At 51.8% G+C, this 23,969-nt stretch carries 22 protein-coding genes; 11 read left to right on the top strand and 11 right to left on the bottom strand.

The window, feature by feature from the left end; genetic code table 11:
- Positions 1-76: 76 nt before the first annotated feature.
- Positions 77-265 (bottom strand): protein YkzS, encoded by a 189-nt coding sequence (gene ykzS / locus GN107_RS03900; protein WP_155286530.1) that lies wholly within the window; start codon positions 263-265, stop codon positions 77-79.
- 217 nt (positions 266-482) lie between these two features.
- Between ykzS and GN107_RS03895 the strand changes: the two genes are divergently transcribed.
- From GN107_RS03895 to GN107_RS03875, 5 genes are all read left to right on the top strand, one after another.
- Positions 483-2,735, top strand: coding sequence for an ATP-dependent Clp protease ATP-binding subunit (locus tag GN107_RS03895; protein WP_196246238.1), 2,253 nt, complete (start codon positions 483-485; stop codon positions 2,733-2,735).
- An 831-nt stretch (positions 2,736-3,566) separates the two neighbouring features.
- Complete coding sequence (locus GN107_RS03890) at positions 3,567-3,863, top strand: DUF1827 family protein (RefSeq protein ID WP_155286529.1); 297 nt, start codon at positions 3,567-3,569, stop codon at positions 3,861-3,863.
- Between the two features lie 73 nt (positions 3,864-3,936).
- Positions 3,937-4,998 carry a MucBP domain-containing protein gene (locus GN107_RS03885; protein ID WP_155286528.1) on the top strand — a complete coding sequence of 354 codons (1,062 nt, stop codon included), beginning with the start codon at positions 3,937-3,939 and terminating at the stop codon, positions 4,996-4,998.
- Between the two features lie 181 nt (positions 4,999-5,179).
- Positions 5,180-5,872, top strand: a complete 693-nt coding sequence (locus GN107_RS03880) for a VIT1/CCC1 transporter family protein (protein WP_155286527.1) — start codon at positions 5,180-5,182, stop codon at positions 5,870-5,872.
- 13 nt (positions 5,873-5,885) lie between these two features.
- On the top strand, positions 5,886-6,587 hold the full coding sequence (locus GN107_RS03875) for a VIT1/CCC1 transporter family protein (protein ID WP_155286526.1): 702 nt from the start codon (positions 5,886-5,888) through the stop codon (positions 6,585-6,587).
- A gap of 89 nt (positions 6,588-6,676) precedes the next feature.
- On the opposite strand, the gene GN107_RS03870 is transcribed toward GN107_RS03875, so the two are convergent.
- On the bottom strand, positions 6,677-8,254 hold the full coding sequence (locus GN107_RS03870; protein WP_155286525.1) for a peptide chain release factor 3: 1,578 nt from the start codon (positions 8,252-8,254) through the stop codon (positions 6,677-6,679).
- A gap of 74 nt (positions 8,255-8,328) precedes the next feature.
- Positions 8,329-9,468: an AI-2E family transporter gene (locus tag GN107_RS03865; protein ID WP_155286524.1), complete on the bottom strand. Its 1,140-nt coding sequence runs from the start codon at positions 9,466-9,468 to the stop codon at positions 8,329-8,331.
- A gap of 214 nt (positions 9,469-9,682) precedes the next feature.
- Between GN107_RS03865 and GN107_RS03860 the strand changes: the two genes are divergently transcribed.
- Together GN107_RS03860 and GN107_RS03855 are read left to right on the top strand one after the other, a co-directional pair.
- On the top strand, positions 9,683-10,117 hold the full coding sequence (locus GN107_RS03860) for a GNAT family N-acetyltransferase (protein WP_155286581.1): 435 nt from the start codon (positions 9,683-9,685) through the stop codon (positions 10,115-10,117).
- Between the two features lie 62 nt (positions 10,118-10,179).
- Positions 10,180-10,674: a hypothetical protein gene (locus GN107_RS03855; RefSeq protein ID WP_155286523.1), complete on the top strand. Its 495-nt coding sequence runs from the start codon at positions 10,180-10,182 to the stop codon at positions 10,672-10,674.
- 99 nt (positions 10,675-10,773) lie between these two features.
- Here GN107_RS03855 and GN107_RS03850 read toward each other — a convergent pair whose 3' ends face one another.
- From GN107_RS03850 to recX, 3 genes are all read right to left on the bottom strand, one after another.
- A complete protein-coding gene (locus tag GN107_RS03850; RefSeq protein WP_155286522.1) occupies positions 10,774-11,295 on the bottom strand; it encodes a hypothetical protein in 522 nt (173 codons plus the stop codon).
- 63 nt (positions 11,296-11,358) lie between these two features.
- The gene (gene ntdP / locus GN107_RS03845) at positions 11,359-11,895 is read right to left on the bottom strand and encodes a nucleoside tri-diphosphate phosphatase (RefSeq protein WP_155286580.1); all 537 of its coding nucleotides are present in this window, start codon (positions 11,893-11,895) and stop codon (positions 11,359-11,361) included.
- A 66-nt stretch (positions 11,896-11,961) separates the two neighbouring features.
- A complete protein-coding gene (recX, locus tag GN107_RS03840) occupies positions 11,962-12,768 on the bottom strand; it encodes a recombination regulator RecX (RefSeq protein ID WP_196246237.1) in 807 nt (268 codons plus the stop codon).
- A 185-nt stretch (positions 12,769-12,953) separates the two neighbouring features.
- Here recX and GN107_RS03835 point away from each other — a divergent pair, with 185 nt between their 5' ends.
- Positions 12,954-14,531, top strand: coding sequence for a helix-turn-helix domain-containing protein (locus tag GN107_RS03835; RefSeq protein WP_155286520.1), 1,578 nt, complete (start codon positions 12,954-12,956; stop codon positions 14,529-14,531).
- A gap of 79 nt (positions 14,532-14,610) precedes the next feature.
- Here GN107_RS03835 and GN107_RS03830 read toward each other — a convergent pair whose 3' ends face one another.
- Entirely contained in the window at positions 14,611-14,991 is a 381-nt protein-coding gene (locus GN107_RS03830; RefSeq protein ID WP_155286519.1) for a hypothetical protein, read from the bottom strand.
- A gap of 177 nt (positions 14,992-15,168) precedes the next feature.
- Here GN107_RS03830 and rlmD point away from each other — a divergent pair, with 177 nt between their 5' ends.
- The 3 genes from rlmD (at position 15,169) to GN107_RS03815 (ending at position 18,217) form a co-directional block, all read left to right on the top strand.
- Positions 15,169-16,536, top strand: a complete 1,368-nt coding sequence (rlmD, locus tag GN107_RS03825) for a 23S rRNA (uracil(1939)-C(5))-methyltransferase RlmD (protein ID WP_155286518.1) — start codon at positions 15,169-15,171, stop codon at positions 16,534-16,536.
- Positions 16,537-16,564: 28 nt separating this feature from the next.
- Entirely contained in the window at positions 16,565-17,056 is a 492-nt protein-coding gene (locus GN107_RS03820) for a nucleoside 2-deoxyribosyltransferase (protein WP_155286517.1), read from the top strand.
- Between the two features lie 153 nt (positions 17,057-17,209).
- Positions 17,210-18,217: an SLAP domain-containing protein gene (locus GN107_RS03815; protein ID WP_155286516.1), complete on the top strand. Its 1,008-nt coding sequence runs from the start codon at positions 17,210-17,212 to the stop codon at positions 18,215-18,217.
- Between the two features lie 110 nt (positions 18,218-18,327).
- Here the strand turns inward: GN107_RS03815 and spxB are convergent, their stop codons facing one another.
- The 4 genes from spxB to GN107_RS03795 form a co-directional block, all read right to left on the bottom strand.
- On the bottom strand, positions 18,328-20,097 hold the full coding sequence (gene spxB, locus GN107_RS03810; protein ID WP_155286515.1) for a pyruvate oxidase: 1,770 nt from the start codon (positions 20,095-20,097) through the stop codon (positions 18,328-18,330).
- A gap of 144 nt (positions 20,098-20,241) precedes the next feature.
- Positions 20,242-21,414 (bottom strand): hydroxymethylglutaryl-CoA synthase, encoded by a 1,173-nt coding sequence (locus GN107_RS03805; RefSeq protein WP_155286514.1) that lies wholly within the window; start codon positions 21,412-21,414, stop codon positions 20,242-20,244.
- A gap of 2 nt (positions 21,415-21,416) precedes the next feature.
- Positions 21,417-22,670, bottom strand: a complete 1,254-nt coding sequence (locus GN107_RS03800; protein ID WP_196246236.1) for a hydroxymethylglutaryl-CoA reductase, degradative — start codon at positions 22,668-22,670, stop codon at positions 21,417-21,419.
- Complete coding sequence (locus GN107_RS03795; protein ID WP_155286512.1) at positions 22,663-23,853, bottom strand: thiolase family protein; 1,191 nt, start codon at positions 23,851-23,853, stop codon at positions 22,663-22,665. Before GN107_RS03795 ends, GN107_RS03800 begins: the two co-directional genes overlap by 8 nt.
- Positions 23,854-23,969: the final 116 nt, after the last annotated feature.

The following is a 23,969-nucleotide window of genomic DNA, read 5'->3' as shown; positions in this document are numbered from 1 at the left end:
TAAAAGCTTGATAAAATCAATTCCTGTAAAGGTTACCATTTTTGTCAAAACTGCACAAGACCATTTTAGTATGCGTTTACGCCGAATGGGCCTCATAGTGGTAAACAATGTCCCCACCGCGGTGTGCACTGCCAACGATTTCGGTTCTACCAGGATAGTTGTTCCATACTTCACGAAAAGCCATAAAGTCATCCGGTTTGACCCGCAATTCTTTGAGCTCGCCGCTCTTCAACTGGTCCAGCAGTCTCTTATAGTCAGTTGCCATTGCCTAGCCTCCTTTAACAGGATGTTTTTCAGTTTAGCACGCAATCGTTTTCATCGCAATGCTAACTGTTGCATTATTATTTTAGCACTCTCTGGCATAGAGTGCTTGCATTCAAAAAAAATTGCGCTATACTCTAGTCATGGTCAAGAAAGGTCAAAGAACTTTTTGACCTTCAGATCGTTTTCGCCACAATAGTTGAGAAAGGTTGTGACATTCAGTGTTGTGTGAAAATTGCAAACAGAACCCAGCAACGATTCACCTCTATACCAACGTTAATGGTAAAAGGCAGGAAATCAACCTCTGTCAGAGTTGTTATCAGTTGCTCAAGAACCAGTCAAACAACACCCAGGCTGCCGCAAGTAACTCGAATGATCCCTTCGGCTTTAACGGCTTAGATGAGATTTTCCGGGCCATGGGTAACGGCGGTCAACAGAACCCCGAGAACTCTTCCCAGCATCAGCGTCCGCAAGCCGGACGTGGCGGCCGTGGTGCCTCGGGCAAGGGTGGCGGCGTGCTAGCGCAATTTGGCGTTAACATGACCGATCAGGCTAAGCGCGGTGAAATCGATCCAGTGATTGGCCGTGACAAGGAGATTTCCCGGGTCATCGAGATCCTGAACCGGCGCACGAAGAACAACCCTGTTCTGATTGGTGAAGCCGGGGTCGGCAAAACAGCGGTCGTTGAGGGTCTCGCACTGAAGATTGCTAACGGCGATGTTCCACAGAAGCTACAGGATCGGCAGGTAATCCGGCTCGATGTTGTTTCACTCGTCCAGGGCACAAGTATGCGGGGCCAATTTGAGCAACGCATGCAGCAGCTACTAGATGAAGTAAAGCAGCACCCCGAGGTTATTTTGTTCATTGACGAAATCCACGAGATCGTTGGTGCGGGTAATGCTGAAGGCGGCATGGACGCCGGCAACGTCATTAAGCCAGCATTGGCTCGTGGCGAACTCCAACTTGTTGGGGCAACCACTAACAACGAGTACCGGACGATTGAAAAAGATTCCGCGTTGGCCCGGCGCTTGCAGCCGGTGACGGTGAATGAACCAAGTACTGAAGAAACGGTTAAGATTCTGAAGGGCATCCAGTCGCGCTACGAAGATTACCACCACGTCCACTACACGGACGACGCAATCAACGCCGCGGTCAACCTGTCCGCTCGCTACATTCAGGACCGCTTCCTGCCTGACAAGGCGATTGACTTGCTGGACGAAGCTGGTAGCCGCAAGAATCTGACCATTAACACGGTTGATCCTAAAGAAATCGAAAAGAAAATTAACGACGCAGAGGCACAAAAGCAAAGCGCCCTCAAGAGCGAAGACTACGAGAAAGCCGCCTTCTATCGCGATCAGGTTACCAAGTTGAACAAGATGAAGGCCGACCAATCCAAGCTCGGTGACAAGGACGAACCCCAGGTCACCGAAAAGGACATGGAAGACATCGTTCAAGAAAAGACCAACATTCCTGTTGGTGAACTGAAGACGCAGGAACAACAGCAATTGAAGAACCTTGCGCCTGACCTGAAAGCCCACGTTATCGGTCAAGACGAAGCCGTAGATAAGGTTGCACGCTCAATTCGGCGCAACCGGATCGGCTTCAATAAGACTGGCCGTCCAATCGGCAGTTTTCTCTTCGTTGGGCCAACTGGGGTCGGTAAAACTGAGCTTGCACGGCAACTCGCCAAGGAACTCTTCGGCACCGAGGATTCGATGATTCGCTTCGACATGTCGGAGTACATGGAGAAGCACAGCGTGTCTAAGCTCATCGGTTCCCCTCCTGGCTATGTTGGCTACGAAGAAGCCGGTCAGTTGACCGAAAAAGTCCGCCGCAACCCTTACAGCCTAATTTTGCTGGATGAAGTTGAAAAGGCACACCCAGACGTCATGAACATGTTCCTGCAGATTCTTGACGACGGCCGCTTGACCGACAGCCAAGGGCGCACGGTTTCCTTCAAGGACACGATCATCATCATGACCAGTAATGCTGGGGCAACAGATGCTGAGGCTAACGTTGGCTTTGGTGCCAGCATCAACGGTACAACCCACAGCATTAAAGCTCAGCTCGGTAACTACTTCAAGCCAGAGTTCCTGAACCGCTTCGATGACATTGTTGAGTTCAAGTCATTGGGTAAGGATAGTCTGCTGAAGATTGTTGACCTGATGCTCACGGACACAAACAACAACATCGCGGATCAGGGCCTGAGTATTCACGTTACCGCGCCGGTCAAGGATAAGCTTGTGGAACTGGGCTACGACCCTGCCATGGGTGCACGGCCACTTCGCCGAGTCATCCAGGAGCAGATCGAGGACCGCGTTGCGGACTACTACCTTGAACACGCCGGCTCCAGCAAACTGGAAGCACGCATGAACGATGGTAAGATTGTAATTACCGGTGACGGTGAAACTACTGCCGCTACGAATGATTCAGCTCCGGAATCAACAAATCCAAGCGATAAAACTGACAAGTAACAAATAGTAACACTTCACCGCAACGGGTGGTCATTAGGGCTGCCTGTTGCGGTTTTTTGTTGCCCAAGCACCTCTCTCCAGCTCATCCCTCCGAATCGCAAAAACGAATCAACTATCGATCCATGACTGAGACTTTCAACTAACATCACAGGCCTATTGATGGATGCCAAGTGATTTAAGTAGGGCAAAAAGATAGGCACATATGCATCGATTGATCAACAATCGCCGCCATTATGATAATTAGTGCTTTGCCACTTAATTAGAAAAGTCTCAGACTACAATTTCTCCGTAGGCAACTAAGCAACCTGTCAGATAAAGTTATTGACGCATTTCACCGCAAATTTTGCAGCAAGAGGTCAGCGCCAGCTTGTTAACTGCCAAGTTACCTTTCAGACGGGCTGGTAATAGCCGCCTGTCTCCGCATCATGCTGCCCGACAAAACTGCTGATTAGGAACAGAATGCGCATTCACACTGCGGTCATTAGCTTCGGGAATGGTTTTCTTAGGCTTGCTGATTTCTAACCGGGTTATAATTCACTCATGGTGGTAAACCTGAACTTTGATTTTTAATCATGCATTCCGCGAAACTCACTAAAACAGTGAATTTTGTCTAACAAGTGTATCCGGTGCTTCCTAATGTGGTGTAAACTGTAACTGGATAAAAAACACTATTTATTTAGAAATTATTTTGCTCTTTTGCTCGCATTAGGCTCTGGGAATGGCACTACGCAAGCATCTGAGCCGTTTTAGAAACGTTTTCACATTATGGTGGTATCCGCCGCCTACTTACTTTATAATAAGGACTATAAGGAACTGAAAGGACTGATCACGATGCGGCTAATCGATGTCACCAACTCATACGCGCACCTCGTCTCTAAGCAGTTAGCAAACACCAACGCCCAGCTCGTGCAAGTTTACTCCTTGGGGCAAACAACGGTGGTCTTTACCGAGTCACCGCACCATCAGGAAGTGCTCTTCACGAACGAGCGCCGAAATATCAAGGACAACGAGATAGATTTCACGCTGCGTGAACTCACTGGCAAGGGGATTAAGGGCGCGCAAGTGTTACGCTCGAAGCATCTTGCCGAAGTCACACTGAGAACTTCGGAGCTTACCCCAAATAAGTAAGCCATCGCGGGCCGGCGCCATGCCGGCCTGTTTTGTTGTCGTTAATCCTTAACGCTCGATTGGGAGGTCTGCCATGAGCCTGCTAGATTTTGTTCGCAGAATATTCACTACCCGCCCGCGTCAGCAGCCACACACACCGCCGGCGATACAGCACCACCAGGCCGAGCAGTCGCGACCCACTACCCATGTAGAAGCAACACGTGCAGTGGCCCCTAACCCACCACAAGCACAGCCAGTTGTGCTGCATGTCTATTACCGCGACGAGGCCACCGACAAGCAACTCGCCCCAGCTGCAATCATTAGCGGACGGGTCGGCGATCATTTTGAAATTGATTGGCGTCGTTTTCCCGGTCGCCGTTTCACGCGCATCGAAAATTATAGTGATGTTTTTGTTCCTAATGCCAAGGACGTTAACCTATACTACCAAGAAATAATGGCCGCACCCGTCACGGTCTATCACCGTGGAACTGACGGATTATTACTTGCACCACCTGAAATTCATTATGGGACGGTTGACCTCGCCTACGTTGTTAATGCCCTGTCCGACCGGCGAGCTGATGTGCAGGGGGCAACTGAGCAGCGAGGGGTCTTCACCACTTCTGCGCAAACGGTACGCTTTACTTACCACCCTGCCGGTCTGGAAACCGGCACAGTGCCGGACGCTGCGTATGTCGAAATTATGCAGGACAAATCTGTTCATCCCCACGTCCGGAGCAAAGAAACACTACGCGCACCCCTACCTAAAGGGAGCATTTGGCAAGTATTCGGCTTAGTCCGTGAAGAGGACTCTAAGCACGTCTGGTTAAATCTTGGTGGCAGCCAATGGATCACCTCCAGCAACACTAGACCCCACAAAAACAACCCTTACTTGCCAGCGCCCATTGCCCTGCAGCACGCCCAGGTCCGCTTTACAACTACAAACATCAAGCTATTGAACAATCGCGGGCGGATTGTCGGCCCGGCCGCTGGTTGCAGTCTGTGGTCCGCACCATACGGGACGATTCTCCCCCGCCACATCGCTAACGGTACCTTGGTCAATCTTGCCGCAAAAGTATTCGTGAGTGATGGTAGCGAATGGTATCGCCTCGGTCCGGACACTTTTGTCCAGGCCAGTTATGTGAGTTTTAATTTATAAAAACAGATAGTTAGTCCTAACGAGTAAATAGTGGTGTAATGGCCTTCATGACGGCCCCTGCACCATTTTTTGCTTACCACAAAAGTTGTGTTTTAATCTAAAACAATGTTATTCTACTCTCTAATAGGTTTCTTAATTGCGAGAGGTCTACAAAATTCACAATATTAGGTGGCGGAGTACGATGTTGAAACAAAAACGCCGTCCGATGAGTCTTGCTGAGAAAATCAACTTGATTCGTGCGGGCGTAATGGGAGCTAATGACGGGATTCTATCGGTGGCCGCAATCGTCATCGGGGTCGCCGCCGCAACTTCGAATAACGGGACGATTATCCTTTCAGGAATGGCCGGAATGCTTGCAGGAACGATTTCGATGGCAATGGGCGAGTACGTAAGTGTCCATGCCCAGCGAGATTCCGAAAAACGCGCGGTAGCAGACGAAAGCGTGCGCCTAAGCCTGAACCCCCAAGCGGAAATGGATTATGTCACTGACAAATATGTTGCTAGCGGTATCAGTCGTGAACTTGCGCAAAAAGCAACGACGGAAATGTTCGCCACTTCACCCATCAACACAGCGGTGCGGGAGCGGTACAACATTGACCCGACGAAGTCCACGAGTGCTATCGGTGCAGCACTTGTATCAATGATTTCCTTCCCGCTGGGTTCACTACTGCCCATGCTCATGATTACTCTGGTTGGGGCACAGTACAAAATCATTGCGACCATCGCCGCTGTGATCATCGCCCTTTGCATCACCGGTTTCATCGCTGCGAAGCTGGGCAACGCACGACCGGTTCCCGGAACCGTACGGAATGTCATTAGCGGCCTGATCACAATGGCCGTTACGTATGGCGTTGGCCACTTGTTTGCCCGCTAGGAGGTAGCTAATCATGGAACAAGCCAAAGTAAATCGCAAACCAAAAAAGAACCAATCATTAGCCACACGAGCCAACACGCTACGGGCTGGGGTCCTAGGCGCTAACGATGGCATCTTGACCGTTGTTGGGGTGCTGTTCTCGGTCGGGGCAGTCACGACCAACTCGTTCACCTTATTTATCGCCGGAATGTCTGATCTGCTCGCTGTTGCCTTTTCAATGGCCGGTGGTGAGTATGCAAGCGTAAGCTCCCAGCGCGATACTGAGGCTGCTGCGGTGCATGTTGAATCGGAACTGTTGAAAACTGATCCTGCGCTTGAACGGCAAGCCGTCGTTGCCGATTATGTTGCCCGCGGCGTAACCGCTGAAACCGCTGGCCAGATTGCTGATGAGCTCATGACCAAGCAGCCCTTGGAAACGGTCGTTGGCGTCAAGTATGACCTTAATCCGAACGAGCTCATGAATCCATGGGCCGCCGCGCTGGCATCCTTGATTTGTGCAGCACTTGGGGGCATTTTGCCCCTGGCTGCACTCACCTTCCTACCCGGAATCATGCGCTGGATCGGCACCATCATTGCAACCATCATCGCGGTTGGTCTGACCGGTTTGTTCTCCGCAGAATTGGGACACGGCTTTGTTCAAAACGCCGTCGTTCGCAACATCATCATCGGAATCATCACAATGTTCATTCACTACGGTGTCGGCCGCCTATTCTAACAATAATTACGTAAAAAGGAGCTAGCCAATCAACCATCATGGTTAATTGACTAGCTCCCTTTTTTGAATTCAGAGCGCGACCCGGGTAATTATATTTTGGCACTGAGCTTTACGTCTGGGTACTTAGAAGCAAACCAGCGCTCTGCAAACTGGTTCTCAAAGAGGAACAGCGGCTTACCCTCAACGTCCTTGACCAGCAGGTTTCGGGATGAGCTCATCTTTTCGTCAAGCTGGTCGGGATCGATCCAGCGTGCGGTCCGGTTGCCAATTGGCGTCATTTCAACTTCAGAGTTGTATTCATTTTCCATCCGGAATTTGAAAACTTCAAACTGCAGCTGTCCGACCGCACCGAGAATGTATTCTTCGGTCGTGTAAGTCCGGTACAACTGAATTGCACCTTCTTGGACCAACTGCTGCATCCCCTTGTGGAAGGACTTCTGCTTCATCACGTTCTTCGGGGTCACGCGCATAAATAGTTCAGGTGTGAACTGGGGAAGCGGTTCGAATTCTAATTTGTCCTTACCTGCGTAAATAGTATCACCGATTTGGAAGTTGCCGGTATCATAAAGCCCAACAATATCGCCGGCGACGGCAGTTTCGACCGTCTCCCGAGTGTTGGCCATGAATTCGGTCGAATTCGAGAGCCGGATGGTCTTGCCCGTCCGCGTTAACGTAACATCCATCCCGCGTTCAAACTCACCGGAAACCACCCGAATAAAGGCAATCCGGTCCCGGTGGTTCGGGTTCATGTTCGCTTGAATTTTGAAAATAAAACCGGAAAAATCGGGGCTGGTCGGCGCGACTTCAGTGTCACTAACGGTCTTGTGCGGACCAGGTGCTGGTGCGTACTTAACGAAGCTGTTCAAGAAGGTTTCCACCCCAAAATTGGTCAACGCGGAACCGAAGAAGACGGGCGTCTGGTCTCCGCGCATGATTTTGGCCTCATCAAACTGGTTACCAGCGTCGTCCAGCAATTCAATATCATCGAGACACTGCTGGTAAGCGGAATCCTTGGTCAGGGGGTCGCCAGCTGGCAGCTTACCCTGATCGTCAAGGGGTGCGAACCGCTGCTCGGGTGTTTCTGGCCGGTAGCGTTCGATCCGCTGGTTGACGCGGTCATAAATTCCAAGAAGTGTTTTCCCGGAACCCATTGGCCAGTTCATTGCGTAACCCTCAATGCCAAGCAAGTCCTCAAGCTCTGCAATCAGATCGAGTGGTTCCCGCCCGTCCCGGTCCAGCTTGTTCATGAAGGTGAAAATCGGGATGCCCCGCTTCTTAACAACCTTGAACAGCTTTTTAGTCTGGGCTTCGATACCCTTGGCAGAGTCAATGACCATGACTGCCGCATCTACCGCCATCAGCGTCCGGTAGGTATCTTCAGAGAAATCTTCATGCCCTGGGGTGTCCAGAATGTTGATGCGCTTACCTTGATAGTCAAACTGCATAACAGAACTGGTGACGGAAATCCCGCGCTGCTTTTCAATCGCCATCCAGTCGGATTTAGCAAAATGCGCTGACTTGCGCCCCTTGACAGTTCCGGCTTCCCGAATCACACCCCCAAAAAGCAGCAGTTGTTCGGTGATTGTCGTTTTCCCGGCATCAGGGTGCGAGATAATTGCAAAAGTCCGCCGCTTAGCGACCGCTTGTTCTAGTTCATTCTTGTTCATCAATAGTTCCTTTCAAGGCCGCAATCAGCGGCGGCTTAATTGTCCAGTGCAAAAGTTAGTCACCCCCGCAGGCGTTACTGCTTGTGGGTGGGCTTGGTTTCTGGGTCCCGGGGGAGCAAAGTCTCCGGCTCGGGCGGGTTTTGTCTGATTCTAATAATTTGCCATACATAAATGACGATTGTCTTGGCGACCGCATAGACCGGGATCGCCAAAATCGTGCCGACCAGCCCGTAGAGATGACTTACGACCAGCAAGATGATGACAATGGTCAGCGGGTGCACATCTAGCGAGCGCCCAATTACATTCGGATAGATAAAATTACCGTCAATTGTGTGCACCACGATGGTGACCGCAATGACGAGCAGGATCTGCTTCCACCCCTGAGTGCTGGCCACCAGCAAGGCTGGTAGTAAGCCGACATATGGTCCCAAGTACGGGATCAAGGTTGCTAAGCCCGAGAAGACCGCCAGCAACAGACCGTAAGGTTGGTGAATGAGGCTATAACTGATGCCCATAAACACACCAACGAAAACGCACTCAATTGCCTGCCCGGAAATATAATGGGACAGCGTGTCGTCCATCCGCAGAAAAACCGCACCAACGTCTTCCCGATAGCGCTCTGGAAACAAACGCTCAACACTGGGGACAAAATTCTTCCCATCTTTGAGCATGTAGAAGAATACCATCGGGATAGTAATCAGGGAGAAGAAAATTCCCGCAACGGAGCCAACGATCCCCGGCAATCCGGAACTGACCGAATTAAAGAGTGCCGAAACGATTTTGGCTGGTTTGATCTTGGCTAGTTGCTTGCCGACATTCATCTCCTGGTACCAGCGGTAATGTGAGGCTTTGGCCACAACGTCCTGCGTGTTGTGCAGCAAACTAGGCAACGATGCCAACAGTTGGGTGAACTGGTGGACCACACTGGGAATCAGGGTTGCAAAAAGCAACACGATGCCACCAATCAGAAGTACGAACAATAAGGGCACTGAAACGACCCGCTTAACGTGCATCCGCTCCAACAGGCTAATCAGGGGGTTAAAGATATAGTATAGAAACAAAGCCGCAACTAGGGGAATCAACCAGGTCGAGAAGAAGGTGACCACGGGTTGAAAAATAAAGGAAACCGCCGTTAAGCCGTTAACAATCCCAACGATGATCAGGATTTCGAGTGACCAAAACATGACCTTCGAATTACGTATTTTTTCTAACATATGTGCCCCACTTGCATCCCGAAATTATGGCAATCTATTCCTGTCAATTTTACATTAGTTTAGTCTTAGACGCCAGGTAGATTCAATAACTTGCTAGGACAGCAATTTTGCGTCAAATGCGGGCCGACACTGCACCTAAACAGAAAAACGAGTATGATTACATACTAAACAGGTGCCTTGCACCAACTATGCAGACTGGAGATTACAGAAAATGTTGAATATCAAAGTTAGTAATGATTTAGACAGCGCCGTTCATCAAGACAGCGTCCAGATTCGTGAGGCCGTCTTCGTGGAAGAACAACACGTACCATCCGCCCTCGAAGTCGATGCCGACGAGGGCAAAGCCACCTACTTCACCGGCTATGATGCTGCTGGCCAGCCGCTAGCAACGCTGCGCCTGCTTCGGGAAGACTACGGTTTTCACGTGCAACGGGTTGCCGTTGTTAAGGCTGCGCGCGGCAAGGGTTACGGCCGCGAAATGATTCAGGCTGCCATTGACTACGGTAAGCAGCAACACGTACAAAAGTTAATGCTGGGTGCACAGGTGCACGCAACTGGTTTTTACGAGCGGCTCGGTTTCAGTATGACCGCTAAACCAGAGTTTCTGGATGCAGGCATTCGGCACCGCGAAATGGAGCTCGTCTACTAAGCGTTACGCTTCCGGTGCTATAATAGAGTCACGGTTCTTCACAATTGTTAGGAGGCACAAACATGACCGGCAGGAAAGCAATGACAATTTTTATTTTCCTCTTCGCGATACCCTATCTGTGCGGATTGGGTATCATCGGGGTGGCCTACAATGCACTGGTGATGCACAGTGACAGTCTGTGGCGGTCTTTAGTCGGGGCAACGGTCGGGGCAACCTTACTATTTTTTGCCAAGATTCCGCTAGAACGACCCCTGCGCATTCTGGGGAGCTACACTCACTACTTCATTCGCCGGGTCGTCCGCTTCTTCATGCTTGACCAAGCGCGAGCGCCCAAACAGGTGCTTAACTTCGTGATGGACCTGGTGCTCGCGTTAGGGTCAACTTACCTGATGCGCTTCCTGTTCCCGGGTCAAGCCGGTAAGTCACTGATTATGGGGAGCTTGAACGGCTGGTTAGTTGCTATTCTCTTTATCTCCCTATGCATTGGCGCCTACATAGACTTCGATGTGTTGAGCATCACGCCCCGCACCAATTTGGATGCAAAAAACGATGGTTAAAACACGGACCACACTTGAATAAGAAAACTATACAAAACGCCGTCAACCCATTGGATTGACGGCGTTTATGTATCAGCAGCTGGGGCACTAAATCATTAATTAATCTGGATCATCATACCCGTAGTCCTTGTCGGCACCAACATAGATGGTGTAGGTCACTTCCTGCACTTGGTCGCCATCAAGCTTGTAGCTTTCGAGATAGTATGGAGTCGCGGTCTGCCCAATGTATTCTGGCAGATCGTAACCAGCCTTATCCAGTGCCAGCGCGCCCTGTTGTAGCGCGGCGCTGACTGGATAAGCGGTCATCATCATACTACTTTTCTTCGTGATGCTGGCAGCGGTCGCCGCGGGCAGGTCAAAACTCTGGTATCCGGCTGGCACCGGAGTTCCTGCAGGAAAAGTTCTGCCGATCCAGTACACGATGTTCCCATATGGTGAAAACACCATCATGCTAGTGCGCAGTTTGGGTGCGGCACTTCCCGCAAGTTCATCCAACTGTGCAAAATGGTCTGTGTCCGCCCACTCCTGCCATACTTCTTGGTAGGAATCGTTAGCGGAGGTGTTCGCCTCCGTGTAAGCATGACCAATAAAGCGCAATGCCGCGTGCATCTTTGCTTCCATAAAGTTGTTCGATCCTTTCTTGCTCAGAAAAAAGGTCGGAATCTGCATCCGACCCGTCATTAATTAAACCCGGTGTGATAACTGCAAGTAGCGGTTGTACCATAAATCAACATAAGCTTGGGAAAATGGTCCCTTCCCGTGATCAATCCAATCGACCAGGACTGATACGTTTTGCTTCAAAATGTGGTCGGTCGCCTTGGAGTAGTGCCAGCGTTGACTGTGATCTTCATACTCATCGGCATCCAGCAACCGTTTTTCCCCATGCGGAAATACCTTCACGTCCAAATCGTAATCAATGTATTTAAGTGCTTCCTGGTCAATAGTAAACGGTGAAGCCAGATTGCAATAATAACTAACGCCACCCTCACGAATCATCGCCACTATGTTAAACCAGTAGTGTTTGTGAAAATAAACTATCGCTGGTTCCCGGGTCAACCATCGCCGGCCATCACTCTCGGTGACCAGTGTGTGATCATTAACACCAATTAGTGCATCCTCACTGGTTTTCAGGACCATCGTGTCCCGCCATGTCCGGTGCAACTGCCCGTTGTGCTTGTAACTTTGAATGGCAATATAATCGCCTTCTCGAGGGACTAGCATAGACATCCAGCTTTCCTTTTATTTCGTATCCCTTTTAGTATACCAGAATCAACCGCGCTTAAGGACTCAGTCATCGTCTTCTTCCGCCTCTAGATCTGCGAGAATATTATCCACTGGCGTCCCGCTAAAGCCCTTGCGAAACAGTGCTTGTTTAACTTTCATTTTCCGCTCGGCAGGTTTGAACCGGCGCTTCTGCCGCCACAGCTTTGCGGCCTGCTCTCGCAGCAGTGCATCCTCGTGCTCCTGATCAACTTCCGGAACATTGTCCTCAAGAACGACATCAATAACCTCACTGCTAAAGCCCTTTTGCATGAGCTGCTGCCGCAGACCCTGCGTCAGCGCCTTGGCACTTTTTTGACCGGGATGCCGCAAGTACTTCTGGGCAACCCGTTGGGCAATGCTTTCTTCCTCATCAAATGTCAACGCTGCTAGGGCACTCTCAATCGTGTCTGCGGCAACCCCGCGTGTGCGCAACCAATCACTGATCCCCCGCCGGCCCCGTTCACCACTGCGGACATTTTCCTGGACAAAGCGCTGTGCATAATCAGCGTCATCGAGGTAGTGTAATTCCTGAAGCTGGGTCAACGCTTGGGCGATAGCGTTTTCTGGATAGTCCTTACCCCGTAATTTCTTTTGGACCTGCTCAACGGTCCGACTCTGGTGACTGAGGTAATCCAGTGCCGTTGCTAGTGCCTTGGCCCGTTCATCATCATCCTGCAGATGCTGTAACTCTTCGTCAGTTAATTCCTGCCCCTTAAAGAGTGCAAAGCGGACGATCGTGCTCTCATCGAGTCCAAATGCAAAATGGCCGTCGACATAAATATTGTACCGTCCCGCCCGTTTCTGGGTGGCGATGCTTGTTATTGTTGGCATCAAGCTTCCTCTTCTCATCGTTAACTATCTGAACTATTAAGAATTCCATCGGTCCAGCTCTTAGTGCGCCCCGCGAGCATTTATTATACGTAGACTATTTTAGCACTAATACCCGTTTTATTGATTAGTCCCATTACAACATATGTTATACTACGCTTAGAGAAAAATGTGAGGTGGCAAGGGCTATGTTCGAATCTTACTTCTTTGATAAACATGCTGGAGTTAAATTTCGCCTATTTCAACTACTCAAGTCGCTCAATGGTGCTGGCTTCACCATTAACAAACTCAGCAAGACTTTGGGCTACTCTTACCAGCAAACCTACAATGCTTTTCAAGACTTAATGGCTGACCTTGAAACGATGGCTGGCAAAGTGCACACGGTCACGACTGATCAAGACAGCGAAGATGGCGACAAAGAAAACGACTTCGCCGCCTTAGCTACCGACATTCACGTTGACAGCTACCGCTTCTACCTGCTGCAAGATTCCATCACCTTCCGTTTCTTTAACACCGTTTTTCAAAATGATGGTGTCGACTCCAAAGCTTTCTGTGCAGCCGAAAACATCAGTAGTTCCACCCTGCGGCGGCGCATTGAGCCCTTCCGGATCTTCCTACAGGAAAAGCAAATTCGTTTCGATTATGCCACATGGGCTATGCAGGGAACCGAGCTCCAGATTCGGATGCTCATGAACACCTTTTACACGGAAGCGTTTCGGGGTGCTGGCTGGCCGTTCGCTGAAATCGACGAAAGCAAAGTCAAGCAACTCTTTAGCCAGATCAATGCAGATTCAGACAAGGTAGGGGTCGCGCCCGTCCCCTTTGCCACCAAACAGCTACTAGTGATTCTTGGGGTCCAATTGTTACGAATCAAACAGCATAAGTACTTCATCACAAATCCACGGCTGCAAAGCATCACTAATCATTACAGCGGCTACGCCAATAACTACTCCCCTAGCGCCACGCTCATTTTCAATAAGGACCACTTTCCACACTTAGTGGACCGCGTTTTGCAGGCGGAGCTGGAGTATTATCGTTTCATTCGCAGCACGCTACTTGCCTCTGGTACAGAGGACACCGCGACGGATCGGAATCTGCGGACCTACTTCTGCAGCTTTTCTAACCCGGTCGCCACATTCGTTGCCCAATTAATGGACGCACTCACCAGCAACTTAGCGCCCAGTTCCAGCCTGCACATCCGGGCTGACAAAATTTTGCAAAGCAATTTCTACCGAATTGGCTACACCTTTTTCGTTCTGGACGGAGCTTTTGTCAAGAGCAGCGATTTCAACGATTCGGCTGAGGTCATGGCCGGGGGCAAGCCCCTGTACGACAAAATTTACAAATTCATCGATGAACTGCCCACTTCGTCTGCCGCACATCTGTACACCCGTTTTCTCCCCGACATCGCCCAGTCCGTTTTTTACGCCTTGGTTCCGGATTTGAGCGATTTTGAAACTGAACCACCGCTGACGATTCGGGTCGAAAACGAAAACCAGTCCTTTATCTCGCGCGATGTCTTTAAATTCTTGAGTGCGCTCAGTATGGTTCGCGTGATTCCTGACGACAGTGACGAACAGGCAGATGTGATCATCACTTCTGCCCCCAATGTTTCGCAAATGGCCGCCGAAATGGCCGGCGCCAAGCTCAAGTGGAAACACACCCCGACCATGATCTATTGGGGTAACGAAAACGAAGACTCAGATTTATACCGCCTAATGGTTGAACTAATGGACCTTGCCGCTGCCAAGGTCGCAGCAAACTAGTCCAGCTCCTGAATCAATACGCAAGCGGGCCACAGTTAAACTGCGACCCGCTTGTTTTTTTGTTCAATTTTAACTCCGGCTAGTGGTGGAGAACGGTCACCTTGTAACCCGCAAAGTAAAGCACCGCTTCATAAGCAATCAAGGCCACGATAACCATTGCGGTCGCAATCACAGTATTATTAAGCACTTTGAAAAGGTACATCGCGAGAATAATGGCGAAAAAGATTGCCATCCCAATAAGCTGAGCCTTTTTGCTCACCTCAATCTTGAACGACGCGTCTGGTGACTGAAACTGGATTGCGTGAGTTGCAGACAGCTTACCAACGCGGTATGTTAACGCGTCGCCACGCTTGACGTTTAACGATAACGACTCACCGTTATGTAAGTTATATTCAATATCGTTATGCCGGACCGTCATCTCCACGCGTTTTGAAGCGGGATTCGAAAACGTAATTTTCACAATTGTGCCCCCTGAATGCTTTTCTGTTTCCCATTATACAGAAAATCTGCGGGCAACACGACATTATTTGCTACAATAAGCGGTAGACGAACAGGCGGGAAGTTTTGGGCCCGTCTAGACATACGTACAGAACCAGCGTGCACCCGCTGCCGCTGGCTCTAGAAAGCTGCCACTATCATGGAAGAAAATATTCAAATTGGGGAACGTTTCCCCCTTACCATCAAGCGCCTTGACATTAACGGTGCGGGAATTGGTTATTATCGGCACAAAATCACCTTCATTCCGGACGCCTTTCCTGGCGAAGTCGTTGTGGCCGAAGTCACCGCGGTCCACCCCCGGTACCTAGAAGCAAAGGTGCACCGTTTGCGCAAGCGCAGTCCTGAACGCATCAAACCTGTAGATCCAAACTACGGGGTCGTTGGCGGTATTGAACTGGCGGCATTGGCTTATCCGGCCCAGTTACGCTTTAAGCAGGATGTAATCGAACAGGCCTTGGCAAAGTTTCGCCCGACCGGCTGGCAGGACTACGATGTCCGGCCGACCATCGCCGCGCCGAAACAGCTGCACTACCGAAATAAGGCGCAATTCCCGGTCCGGATCGTTGACGGACACGTACGCGCCGGGCTGTTCGCACCCAATAGTCACACGCTGATTCCGCTTCATGATTTTGCCACGCAGCGGCCGCTCACGATGAGCATCATGAATTCACTGTGCAAAATGATCGAGGAATTGGCTATTCCTGTGTACAACGAGCAGAAACACTCCGGTATCATCAAAACGCTCGTTGTCCGGGAATCCGTTGCCACTCAGCAGGCGCAACTAACCATCATCACTAATTCCAAGAAATTACCCCATGCCGCTCAGCTGCTGACCCGAATTGCCACCGAGCTCCCCGCCGTAATTAGTGTTAACCAAAACATTAACACCAGTCACGGCAGTCTGATTTGGGGCAACGAAACCAAGCTGCTTGCCGGGGACAAATACCTGATGGAACGAATCAACGGTCACGAGTTTGCCCTCTCCCCGCAAGCCTTCCTCCAGTTGAACCCCGAGGCAACCGCTAAACTGTATCAGATTGCAATCGACGCTCTAGATTTAGCTGCCGGTGAAACGCTGGTTGATGCCTACTGCGGGGTCGGTACCCTCGGTCTTAGCATGGCTCACCTTGCTAAAAGCGTTCGCGGGATGGACACCATCCCCGCCGCAATTGCGGACGCCCAATACAACGCGCAGCACAACGGCATCACTAACGCCCATTACGAAGTCGGTAAAGCCGAGGACCTCATGCCCCAGTGGCTCGCGGGCGGATTCCGACCTGACGCCGTGATTGTTGACCCACCCCGCGTTGGCCTTGAATCTGGCTTCATCAAGGCGCTACTGCGGACCAAGCCGAAGAAGTTCGTGTATATCAGTTGTAACCCGTCCACTTTGGCACGCGATTTACAGGCACTCAGCAGTGTCTACCGCGTCGAATTTATTCAGTCGGTGGACATGTTCCCGCAAACAGCCCGCTGTGAAGCCGTAGTTCGTTTCAGTCGCAAGTGAGCTTGAACACTAGCATGGAGGAAAAATTATGAAAGCATATTTTGCTAACGGATTGTTCAGTCAGGCAGATGCTGAGTACAATACCCGCGTGGTAAGTGCACTTCGCAGCGCCATCCCGGAACTAACTGTGTACCTACCGCAGGAAAATGCAGCAATTAACGATAAGACCGCCTATGCGGATTCCAAAATGATTGCGGAAGCTGATACAAACGAGCTGACCTCTAGCCAGCTGATGATTGCGGTTCTGGATGGAATTTCGATCGACGCTGGTGTGGCCAGTGAAATCGGCGTTGCTTACGCAAACCACATCCCCATCGTCGGTTTGTACACTGATTCCCGGCAGCAGGGGGCGACCAACAACAAAAAATTGGCCGCACTCAGCACCATCGCAGAGAACCAATTCCACTACATGAACCTCTACACGACGGGCCTCATCAAGCTTAACGGGACCATTGTGAATAATACGCAAGCGATGATTCAGGCTGTTCAGCAATTAATAAACGATGGCAAAATTATCTAATTTGTCATTATGACAACGCGGTAACATCTTAACGGTTAATTTACGCATCCCTAACACTTCCGCATATTTCCCCACAAGGCGCAGATAGTACGTTACGATAAGTAGCGTAATTACGACAGTTATTTGTCGTTGACTTGAGGGAGATATATAACTATGAAAGTAAAAACCATCGCGCTATCAGTCTTGGTCGGTGTGTCGATGCTCGGGGGCACCGTAACGGCACAGGCTCAGAACTCCGCCGTGGCGGTGCAAGCAGCAACCACACTTGGTTCCCGCTACATTGGCAATAAATCCGGCACAGCCATCCACTCGACACCAAACGGAGCACTAACTGGCCGTAAACTCAACTATGGGACGGCCTGGAAAATTTTCAACATGGTCACTATTGCCGGCAAAAGCTGGTCCAGTGTTGGTACCAACCAGTGGGTCCTGACTAGTGACCTCTGTTTGACCAAACCGGTTAAGACTTACTACATCGACTATGTTCCCGGCTATGGCGTTAAAGTTTACAACGCACCAGCCGGCAAAGCGACCGGTAAGAATCTCAAGCACGGAACAGCCTGGAATGCATCTGCAATCAAGACCGTAAACGGCGCTGACTGGATTCAGGTTGGCAAGACCCAGTGGATTCAAGTTAGTTACACCTCCACCGTTAAACCAGCCAGTCGGTACGTCGTTTACAAGTCTGGGTACAGCGTTACGACTTACAACGCTCCAGGCGGTAAGTCCATCAACAAGCCGATCAAGCACGGGAGCAAAATCACCGTGTTCCAGTCCGTGAAGAAAAACGGGCTGGCTTGGACCAACATTGGCCACAACCGCTGGATTCAAAGCAAGTATCTGAGCACCAAGAACCCGGTCTACACGATTCTAGGCCACGAAACTACCGGCGTTACTTACCGGATGAACGCAACTGCTTATGACCCACGCGTGCTCGGCAATTACACTTTTGGATATGACACGGTTGCTGCTAACCTGTCTCGCTTCCGCCGGGGCACCAAGTTAGCAATCACGTTTGCTTCTGGTCAGACCAAGCTTTACGTCGTGCGTGACACTGGTGGCTTTGCCTACAGCCACCCAAACCAGCTCGACATCGCGATGCCTAATTCACAGGCGTTGCGCTTCGGCCGCCAGAATATTACGGTGCGCGTACTTAAATAAGCATCAGCTCCAACCCTCAAGCCTAACTGAACACGATACTACAAGGGCCCGTCCAAAATAATTGGACGGGCCCTTGTAGTACACCATACTTATTACCTAAACACTATTTGTTAATCATCCGTAGCCACTGGCTTTTGCCCAACTGCAGCCTGTTCAAGTAACTCGCGCAGTGGAATCAAACCCTGCGCGTGGTACTTCTTGACGAACGCAGTCACGGCATCCGGATCTTGCGTCTTGCGGTCAAGAACCAATTGCTCAACTGGGAGCGGCCGGTCGTTCGCAATCCGCACGTTGATGACTACCGGCCCCTGGCGCTTCTGGGCCGCCGCAAAGGCTGCCTTCAATTCGCTCAGGTTCGTCACCTCATAACCACTGGCACCTAACGCCTGGGCCGCGTCAGCGTAGTGCATCCCGGGCTGCAGCGCCACCCCACTGTGCGGCTGCTGCGTGTCATCCTGCTCGGCCTCGATGAAGCCGAGGCTCTCATTGCTCAAAATCACGTTGATAATCGGCATGTGGTACTTCACTTGCGTAATGATGTCTTGCATCACCATCGAGAAGCCCCCATCACCGGAAATCGACCAGACTTGCCGGTCGGGGAACTCAGCCTGCGCCCCGATTGCGGCCGGCAACGCGTAGCCCATGGTCGCATACCAGCCTGAAGTGGTGAAACGCTGCTGCTTACTCGTGTCGAGGAAACGCATGCCATCAATCGTCACGTTCCCCACATCGACTTGGAAAATTGCGTCCGGAGTTGCCATGGCATTGATCTGCTTGAAAATTGGTTCAACGCGCATCGGTACGGCTTCAGAATCCGCGAAACTGTCGATCCACGCCTGCCAGTTAGCCTTGTTGGCCAGTGCAGCGTTGTACCAAGCATCAGCCGGCCGGGCCGTACTGCGGTCCAACAGCAACTGAACTGTCTTCTTCGCGTCGGCAAGAATTGCCACGTCAACGGTGTGCCGCCGACCAAACTTGCTGGCATCGATGTCTACCTGAATATATTTCGCAGCAGGATTGATGAAGTACGGCTGGAATGGGAAGTCAGAGCCCAAGAACAGGACGGCATCCGCAGCCCGCGCGGTTTCAACCCCCGGCTTGGTGGCGACCCGACCCGCACTACCCATGTTCGCAGGCGCATCGTCCGGAATCGTGTCCTTACCGAGCGCGGTCACAACAATCGGCATGGAGAGTTTTTTCGACAGCGCAAGCACTTCCTTGGCCGCACTCTTAGCTCCCTGCCCCACATACATGATCGGCCGCTTTGCTTGTTTCAGGATGGCGAGTGCCTGATCGACCCGGCCCACATCTGGTTCTGGCAGCAGTGGCCGCTGGTAAAGCTTAGCGCTGCTGACATAATTGTCATCGATTTCTTGCCAGCCGAGGTCCTTAGGAATAGTGACCACAGCAACACCGCTGAACTTGTAAGCCTGGCGAATTGCCTCGTCCACCACGTGCGGCATCTGTTCGGCAGTCATCACGGTGCGATTATAAACCGAAACATCGGCAAACATCGGATTCTCGTTGAGTTCCTGGAAGTAATCAGTGTTCATGGCGCTGGTTGGGACCTGACCCACTAACGCCAAAACCGGGACGTGATCATACTGGGCATCGTACAAGCCGTTCAGCAGGTGGACGGCACCAGGGCCAGCGGAACCAAAAGTGGCCGCAATTCTACCGGTGATTTTAGCCTCACCAGCAGCAGCGAGCGCGCCGACTTCCTCGTGGCGGACCTGAATGTACTTAATCGTCCCCTGCCGGTTGTAGAGCGCGTTCATGGTTGAATCAAAAGAGCCACCGGGGAGACCGTAAATCTGGTGGATGCCCCAGTCCTCCAAAACCTTGAGCATCGCATCAGCAGCATTAATCTTCTGTGCCATAATTAACTCCTCCGTTCATCACGTTTACTTATTATTAGTAACCATGTCTTTATTGTAAACGATTACACTGGAAAAGAAAAGTGCAAGCGTCAAAATTAATTGACGTTTGCACCTTTATCGGTTTCCAGACTGGAAACGTAAATTTTACTTGTCATTCCGGCGATACTGCCGCTCCTGCTTAACGACTCCCTCAAGACGAAATGCGCCGACCACTGCTTTTGGATCAGTTGCGTAATCGTCCGCGGCGTAAGGAACCTTGTTATTGAACATGGCCTCATATTCGGGCACGGTCAGCTCGGTCCGCGCATCCAATTCCTGTACGTGCTTAGCAGCCGCCAGCAGGTCCGTGTAGCCGGGCTGCAAGACGCCACTGTAGAATTCACCGACCGCACCGGAACCGTAGGAGAACATCCCCAAGCGGTCTCCAGCCTTGAGTGCACTCGTATTCTCCAGCAGGCTCAGGAGTGCCAGGTAGAGCGAACCGGTGTAAATGTTACCGATTCGGCGACTGTAAATCGTTGATTCGTGGTAGCGGGCCAGTAACCGTTCCTGAACTGCAGCACTAGCGGCAGGCAACGCCGTCTTCAGCGCCTTCATCCCCATTTTGGTGTACGGCAAGTGGAAATTTGCTGCCGCAAAATCCGCGAGCGTCCGGCCAGTGTCCTGCTGGTAGCGGGCCCAGACGGTCTGGAAGAACTCGATGTACTGTTCGGTGGAATACTTGCCCTTAGCTAAAGCGAGGTCGGTGTATACTGGCCGCCAGAAGTCCGAGATGTCCTTGCTGATGAAAACTGAATCATCCTCAATCGTCATGATGCGCGGATTGGCACTGACCAACATGGCAACTGCGCCGGCGCCCTGAGTCACCTCACCACCACTAGCCAGACCATACCGGGCGATATCGGCGGCGATGACTAGCGCGGTTTTGTCTGGGTGTGCCGCAACGTAATCCCTAGCCGCCATGAGGCCCGCTGTTCCGCCATAACAAGCCTGCTTAATTTCAAAAGTCCGCATCCCCATTGGCAACTGCAACAGCCGCTGGATAACGACCGCACCGGATTTGCTAGCGTCGATTCCGGTTTCGGTACCGAGCACTAGAAGACCGATTTTACTGGTATCAATGTCGCCAATGAATTCGTTAGCCGCACTCGCACCCATAGTCACCACGTCCTCAGCACTCGGCGGGACTGCCTGTTCCGTCTGCCCAATGCCAATGATGTATTTGTTCGGGTCAACATTTCGCGCCGCCGCAACATCTGCTAAGGCAACGTAGTAATGTGGTGAGTACAAACCAATCCGATCGATCCCAATTTTCATTATTATTGTTCCTCCTTGTGCTTACGTAACTGTTCCAATAGCATTCGGGCTGCAGCCAGGGTTTTCGGTGTGTTCTGCAATTCGCGGGTCACAAGGTCAACCTCTGCTCCCGTTGCGCCGGCAGCGATTGCCAGTGCTCCTGCTTGTAGCGCCATGTGTCCCGCCTGAATGCCGGGGCCAACCAGTGCGCGCAAGGCGGCTAAATTCTGCACCAGACCGAGCGCCGCTAATACTTCCTGCGCCGTCCGCACATTGTCGATGCGCGCCAGTTCCTGACTAACCTGCGCTAGCGGCAGAGCCGAAATCGCCCCACCAACGGTTCCTAAAGCCAGCGGTAAGCTTAATTCGCCGTGCAGGCCGGTATCCGTCAGTGTCCAGTGTGAGAGTGGCATGTAACGACCCGTGTGCGCGGCGTAAGCATACACACCCGCTTCCAAGGCCCGGTAATCTTGACCTAATGCAATAGCGGCACCGCTGATTCCGTTCATGATGCCCTTGTTGTTCGTACTTGCCCGCGCCACGTCCTGGCAAGCAAAATCACTGGCCGCCGCAATTTTGGCCGCAACGTGCTCGCCACTAGCCTGTTTAGTCGCAACGGCCGCAAAGGGCAAGTCAATTTGTGCCGTGGTGGTGGCAGCACTGTAATTGGTCAAAATGGCGAATAGCGGTTCCTGCTGAAAGTAATGACTTAGCAAGTGGCTGACAGCCTCAGCAATGGTGTTCACGATGTTCGCCCCCATTGCCTCCTGAACATCGATGCTCAGCGTGACTTTACAAGCGGAACCGACCTCACTGTAGGTAATTGTGCGCAGGCCGCCCCCGCGCTGCACGATTGACGGGTGCGCACGTTCGGCAACAGCGCGAATATCAGCATCATGTTCTGTCAAAATTCGCTGTGCGGCTGGCACTTGAACCGTGAAGGCAATTTCTGCATCCACGAGGTGTGTCCGCGGCGCGCTTGCACGCACCCCACCGGCAATCGCAGCCATTCGGGCCCCATTGCTGGCCGCTGCGACCACACTCGGTTCCTCACCGGCAATGGCCACCTCACGCTGCACACCATTGACCCGCAGTTTGTGCACAACACCCAACGGTAAGGGATACTGCGCAATTTGATTTTCTGTCAGGTGGTCAGCGGTTTCTTCCTCAAGGGCCGCATTGTTGCGTAGCAAGTCTGCAGCGTCCGGCCCCAAAATGCCGGCGCGCTGCAATTCGGCAATACGTTCTGCCCGGCTGAGCTGATAAAACTTAGGCATTAGCGGCCACCAGGTGCAACTGCAAGCCGACACCCAAGCCCCCACCAATGCAAAGCGCGGCGATACCCTTTTGCCCGCCGTGCCGCTGCAACGCATGAATCAGCGTGGTGACGATGCGGGCGCCAGAATCACCGAGTGGGTGGCCAAGCGCAATTGCGCCACCATCAACGTTCACCCGCTCTGAATCAAGACCGAGATTGCGCACCACGGCCACACTTTGAGCAGCGAACGCCTCATTTAATTCGAAGAGGTCAACGTCTGTCGGCTCTTCATGACACTTCGCGAACAAACTGGAAACAACCTCATAGGGTCCGTAACCCATGTACTGCGGATCAACCCCCGCTTCCGCATAGGCGTCAATTACAGCTTCGTACTTGATTCCGAGTTCATCGGCCAAATCCCGCCGCAGCAAGATCATGGCGGAAGCGCCATCGTTCAGCCCGCTGGCATTGCCGGCCGTAACGGTACCGTCAGACTTAAAACTCGGCTTAAGGTGCGCCAACTTCTCCGTACTCGTGTCCGGACGCGGGCCCTCATCCTTGCTAACCGTGATGGTGGCCTTGCGCGTCTGCACGGTGACTGGGGCAATCTCGGCAGCAAAAGCCCCGTTCGTCGTTGCCTGCACCGCCCGCTGGTGGGAACGGAGCGCCCACGCGTCTTGGTCGGCACGACTCACACCGTATTTGGCCGCCACATTCTCGGCAGTCACGCCCATTGCAACCCCACTAAAGGCGTCACTCAAGCCGTCGCGGACCAGCCCGTCAGTCAACTGGGTATTACCATACTTGTGCCCCCAGCGCGCGCTTGTGTCGTAATAAGGAACATTACTCATGGACTCAGTACCACCGACGAGAACCACATCGGCGTCACCCATCATGATTGCACTTTGGCCCAGGCGAATTGCCTTCAGACCGGAACCGCAGACTTCATTGATCGTCATCGCGGTGCTGCTAACGGACATGCCACTGTTCAGCGCAATCTGGCGCGCAACATTTTGACCAGACCCGGCTTGGTAGACATTACCAAAGATGGCCTGGTTGATGCGCTGCGGGTCGATCCCCGCCCGAGCAATCGCCGTTTTCGCCGCAATGACGCCCAAGTCGACGGCCGATTTGCTGGCTAGCGCCCCGCCAAACTTACCAATTGGCGTCCGGGTTGTTCCTGCAATTACAACTTCCACAATCTGTTCCTCCGTTTTTTTGATTGATTTGCGGAAAACTTCTGGGCCATCACTAATACTCAGATTGTTAACCGCCGCTTATAGCACTGCTACTATTTTATCTAATTAACCAGCCCTAT

The organism is Lacticaseibacillus zhaodongensis, assembly GCF_009687905.1.
GTDB classification, from domain to species: Bacteria; Bacillota; Bacilli; order Lactobacillales; family Lactobacillaceae; genus Lacticaseibacillus; species Lacticaseibacillus zhaodongensis.
Note: the sequence above shows the minus strand (reverse complement) of the source record. Positions and strands in the feature narration are given on the sequence as shown.

Excerpts from the sequence above, each read along its gene's own strand:
- ykzS (WP_155286530.1), bottom strand. The coding sequence starts at position 265 with ATGGCAACTGACTATAAGAGACTGCTGGACCAGTTGAAGAGCGGCGAG.
- GN107_RS03890 (WP_155286529.1), top strand. The coding sequence starts at position 3,567 with ATGCGGCTAATCGATGTCACCAACTCATACGCGCACCTCGTCTCTAAG.
- GN107_RS03885 (WP_155286528.1), top strand. The coding sequence starts at position 3,937 with ATGAGCCTGCTAGATTTTGTTCGCAGAATATTCACTACCCGCCCGCGT.
- GN107_RS03880 (WP_155286527.1), top strand. The coding sequence starts at position 5,180 with ATGTTGAAACAAAAACGCCGTCCGATGAGTCTTGCTGAGAAAATCAAC.
- GN107_RS03875 (WP_155286526.1), top strand. The coding sequence starts at position 5,886 with ATGGAACAAGCCAAAGTAAATCGCAAACCAAAAAAGAACCAATCATTA.
- GN107_RS03870 (WP_155286525.1), bottom strand. The coding sequence starts at position 8,254 with ATGAACAAGAATGAACTAGAACAAGCGGTCGCTAAGCGGCGGACTTTT.
- GN107_RS03865 (WP_155286524.1), bottom strand. The coding sequence starts at position 9,468 with ATGTTAGAAAAAATACGTAATTCGAAGGTCATGTTTTGGTCACTCGAA.
- GN107_RS03855 (WP_155286523.1), top strand. The coding sequence starts at position 10,180 with ATGACCGGCAGGAAAGCAATGACAATTTTTATTTTCCTCTTCGCGATA.
- GN107_RS03850 (WP_155286522.1), bottom strand. The coding sequence starts at position 11,295 with ATGGAAGCAAAGATGCACGCGGCATTGCGCTTTATTGGTCATGCTTAC.
- ntdP (WP_155286580.1), bottom strand. The coding sequence starts at position 11,895 with ATGCTAGTCCCTCGAGAAGGCGATTATATTGCCATTCAAAGTTACAAG.
- recX (WP_196246237.1), bottom strand. The coding sequence starts at position 12,768 with ATGCCAACAATAACAAGCATCGCCACCCAGAAACGGGCGGGACGGTAC.
- GN107_RS03835 (WP_155286520.1), top strand. The coding sequence starts at position 12,954 with ATGTTCGAATCTTACTTCTTTGATAAACATGCTGGAGTTAAATTTCGC.
- rlmD (WP_155286518.1), top strand. The coding sequence starts at position 15,169 with ATGGAAGAAAATATTCAAATTGGGGAACGTTTCCCCCTTACCATCAAG.
- GN107_RS03820 (WP_155286517.1), top strand. The coding sequence starts at position 16,565 with ATGAAAGCATATTTTGCTAACGGATTGTTCAGTCAGGCAGATGCTGAG.
- GN107_RS03815 (WP_155286516.1), top strand. The coding sequence starts at position 17,210 with ATGAAAGTAAAAACCATCGCGCTATCAGTCTTGGTCGGTGTGTCGATG.
- spxB (WP_155286515.1), bottom strand. The coding sequence starts at position 20,097 with ATGGCACAGAAGATTAATGCTGCTGATGCGATGCTCAAGGTTTTGGAG.
- GN107_RS03805 (WP_155286514.1), bottom strand. The coding sequence starts at position 21,414 with ATGAAAATTGGGATCGATCGGATTGGTTTGTACTCACCACATTACTAC.
- GN107_RS03800 (WP_196246236.1), bottom strand. The coding sequence starts at position 22,670 with ATGCCTAAGTTTTATCAGCTCAGCCGGGCAGAACGTATTGCCGAATTG.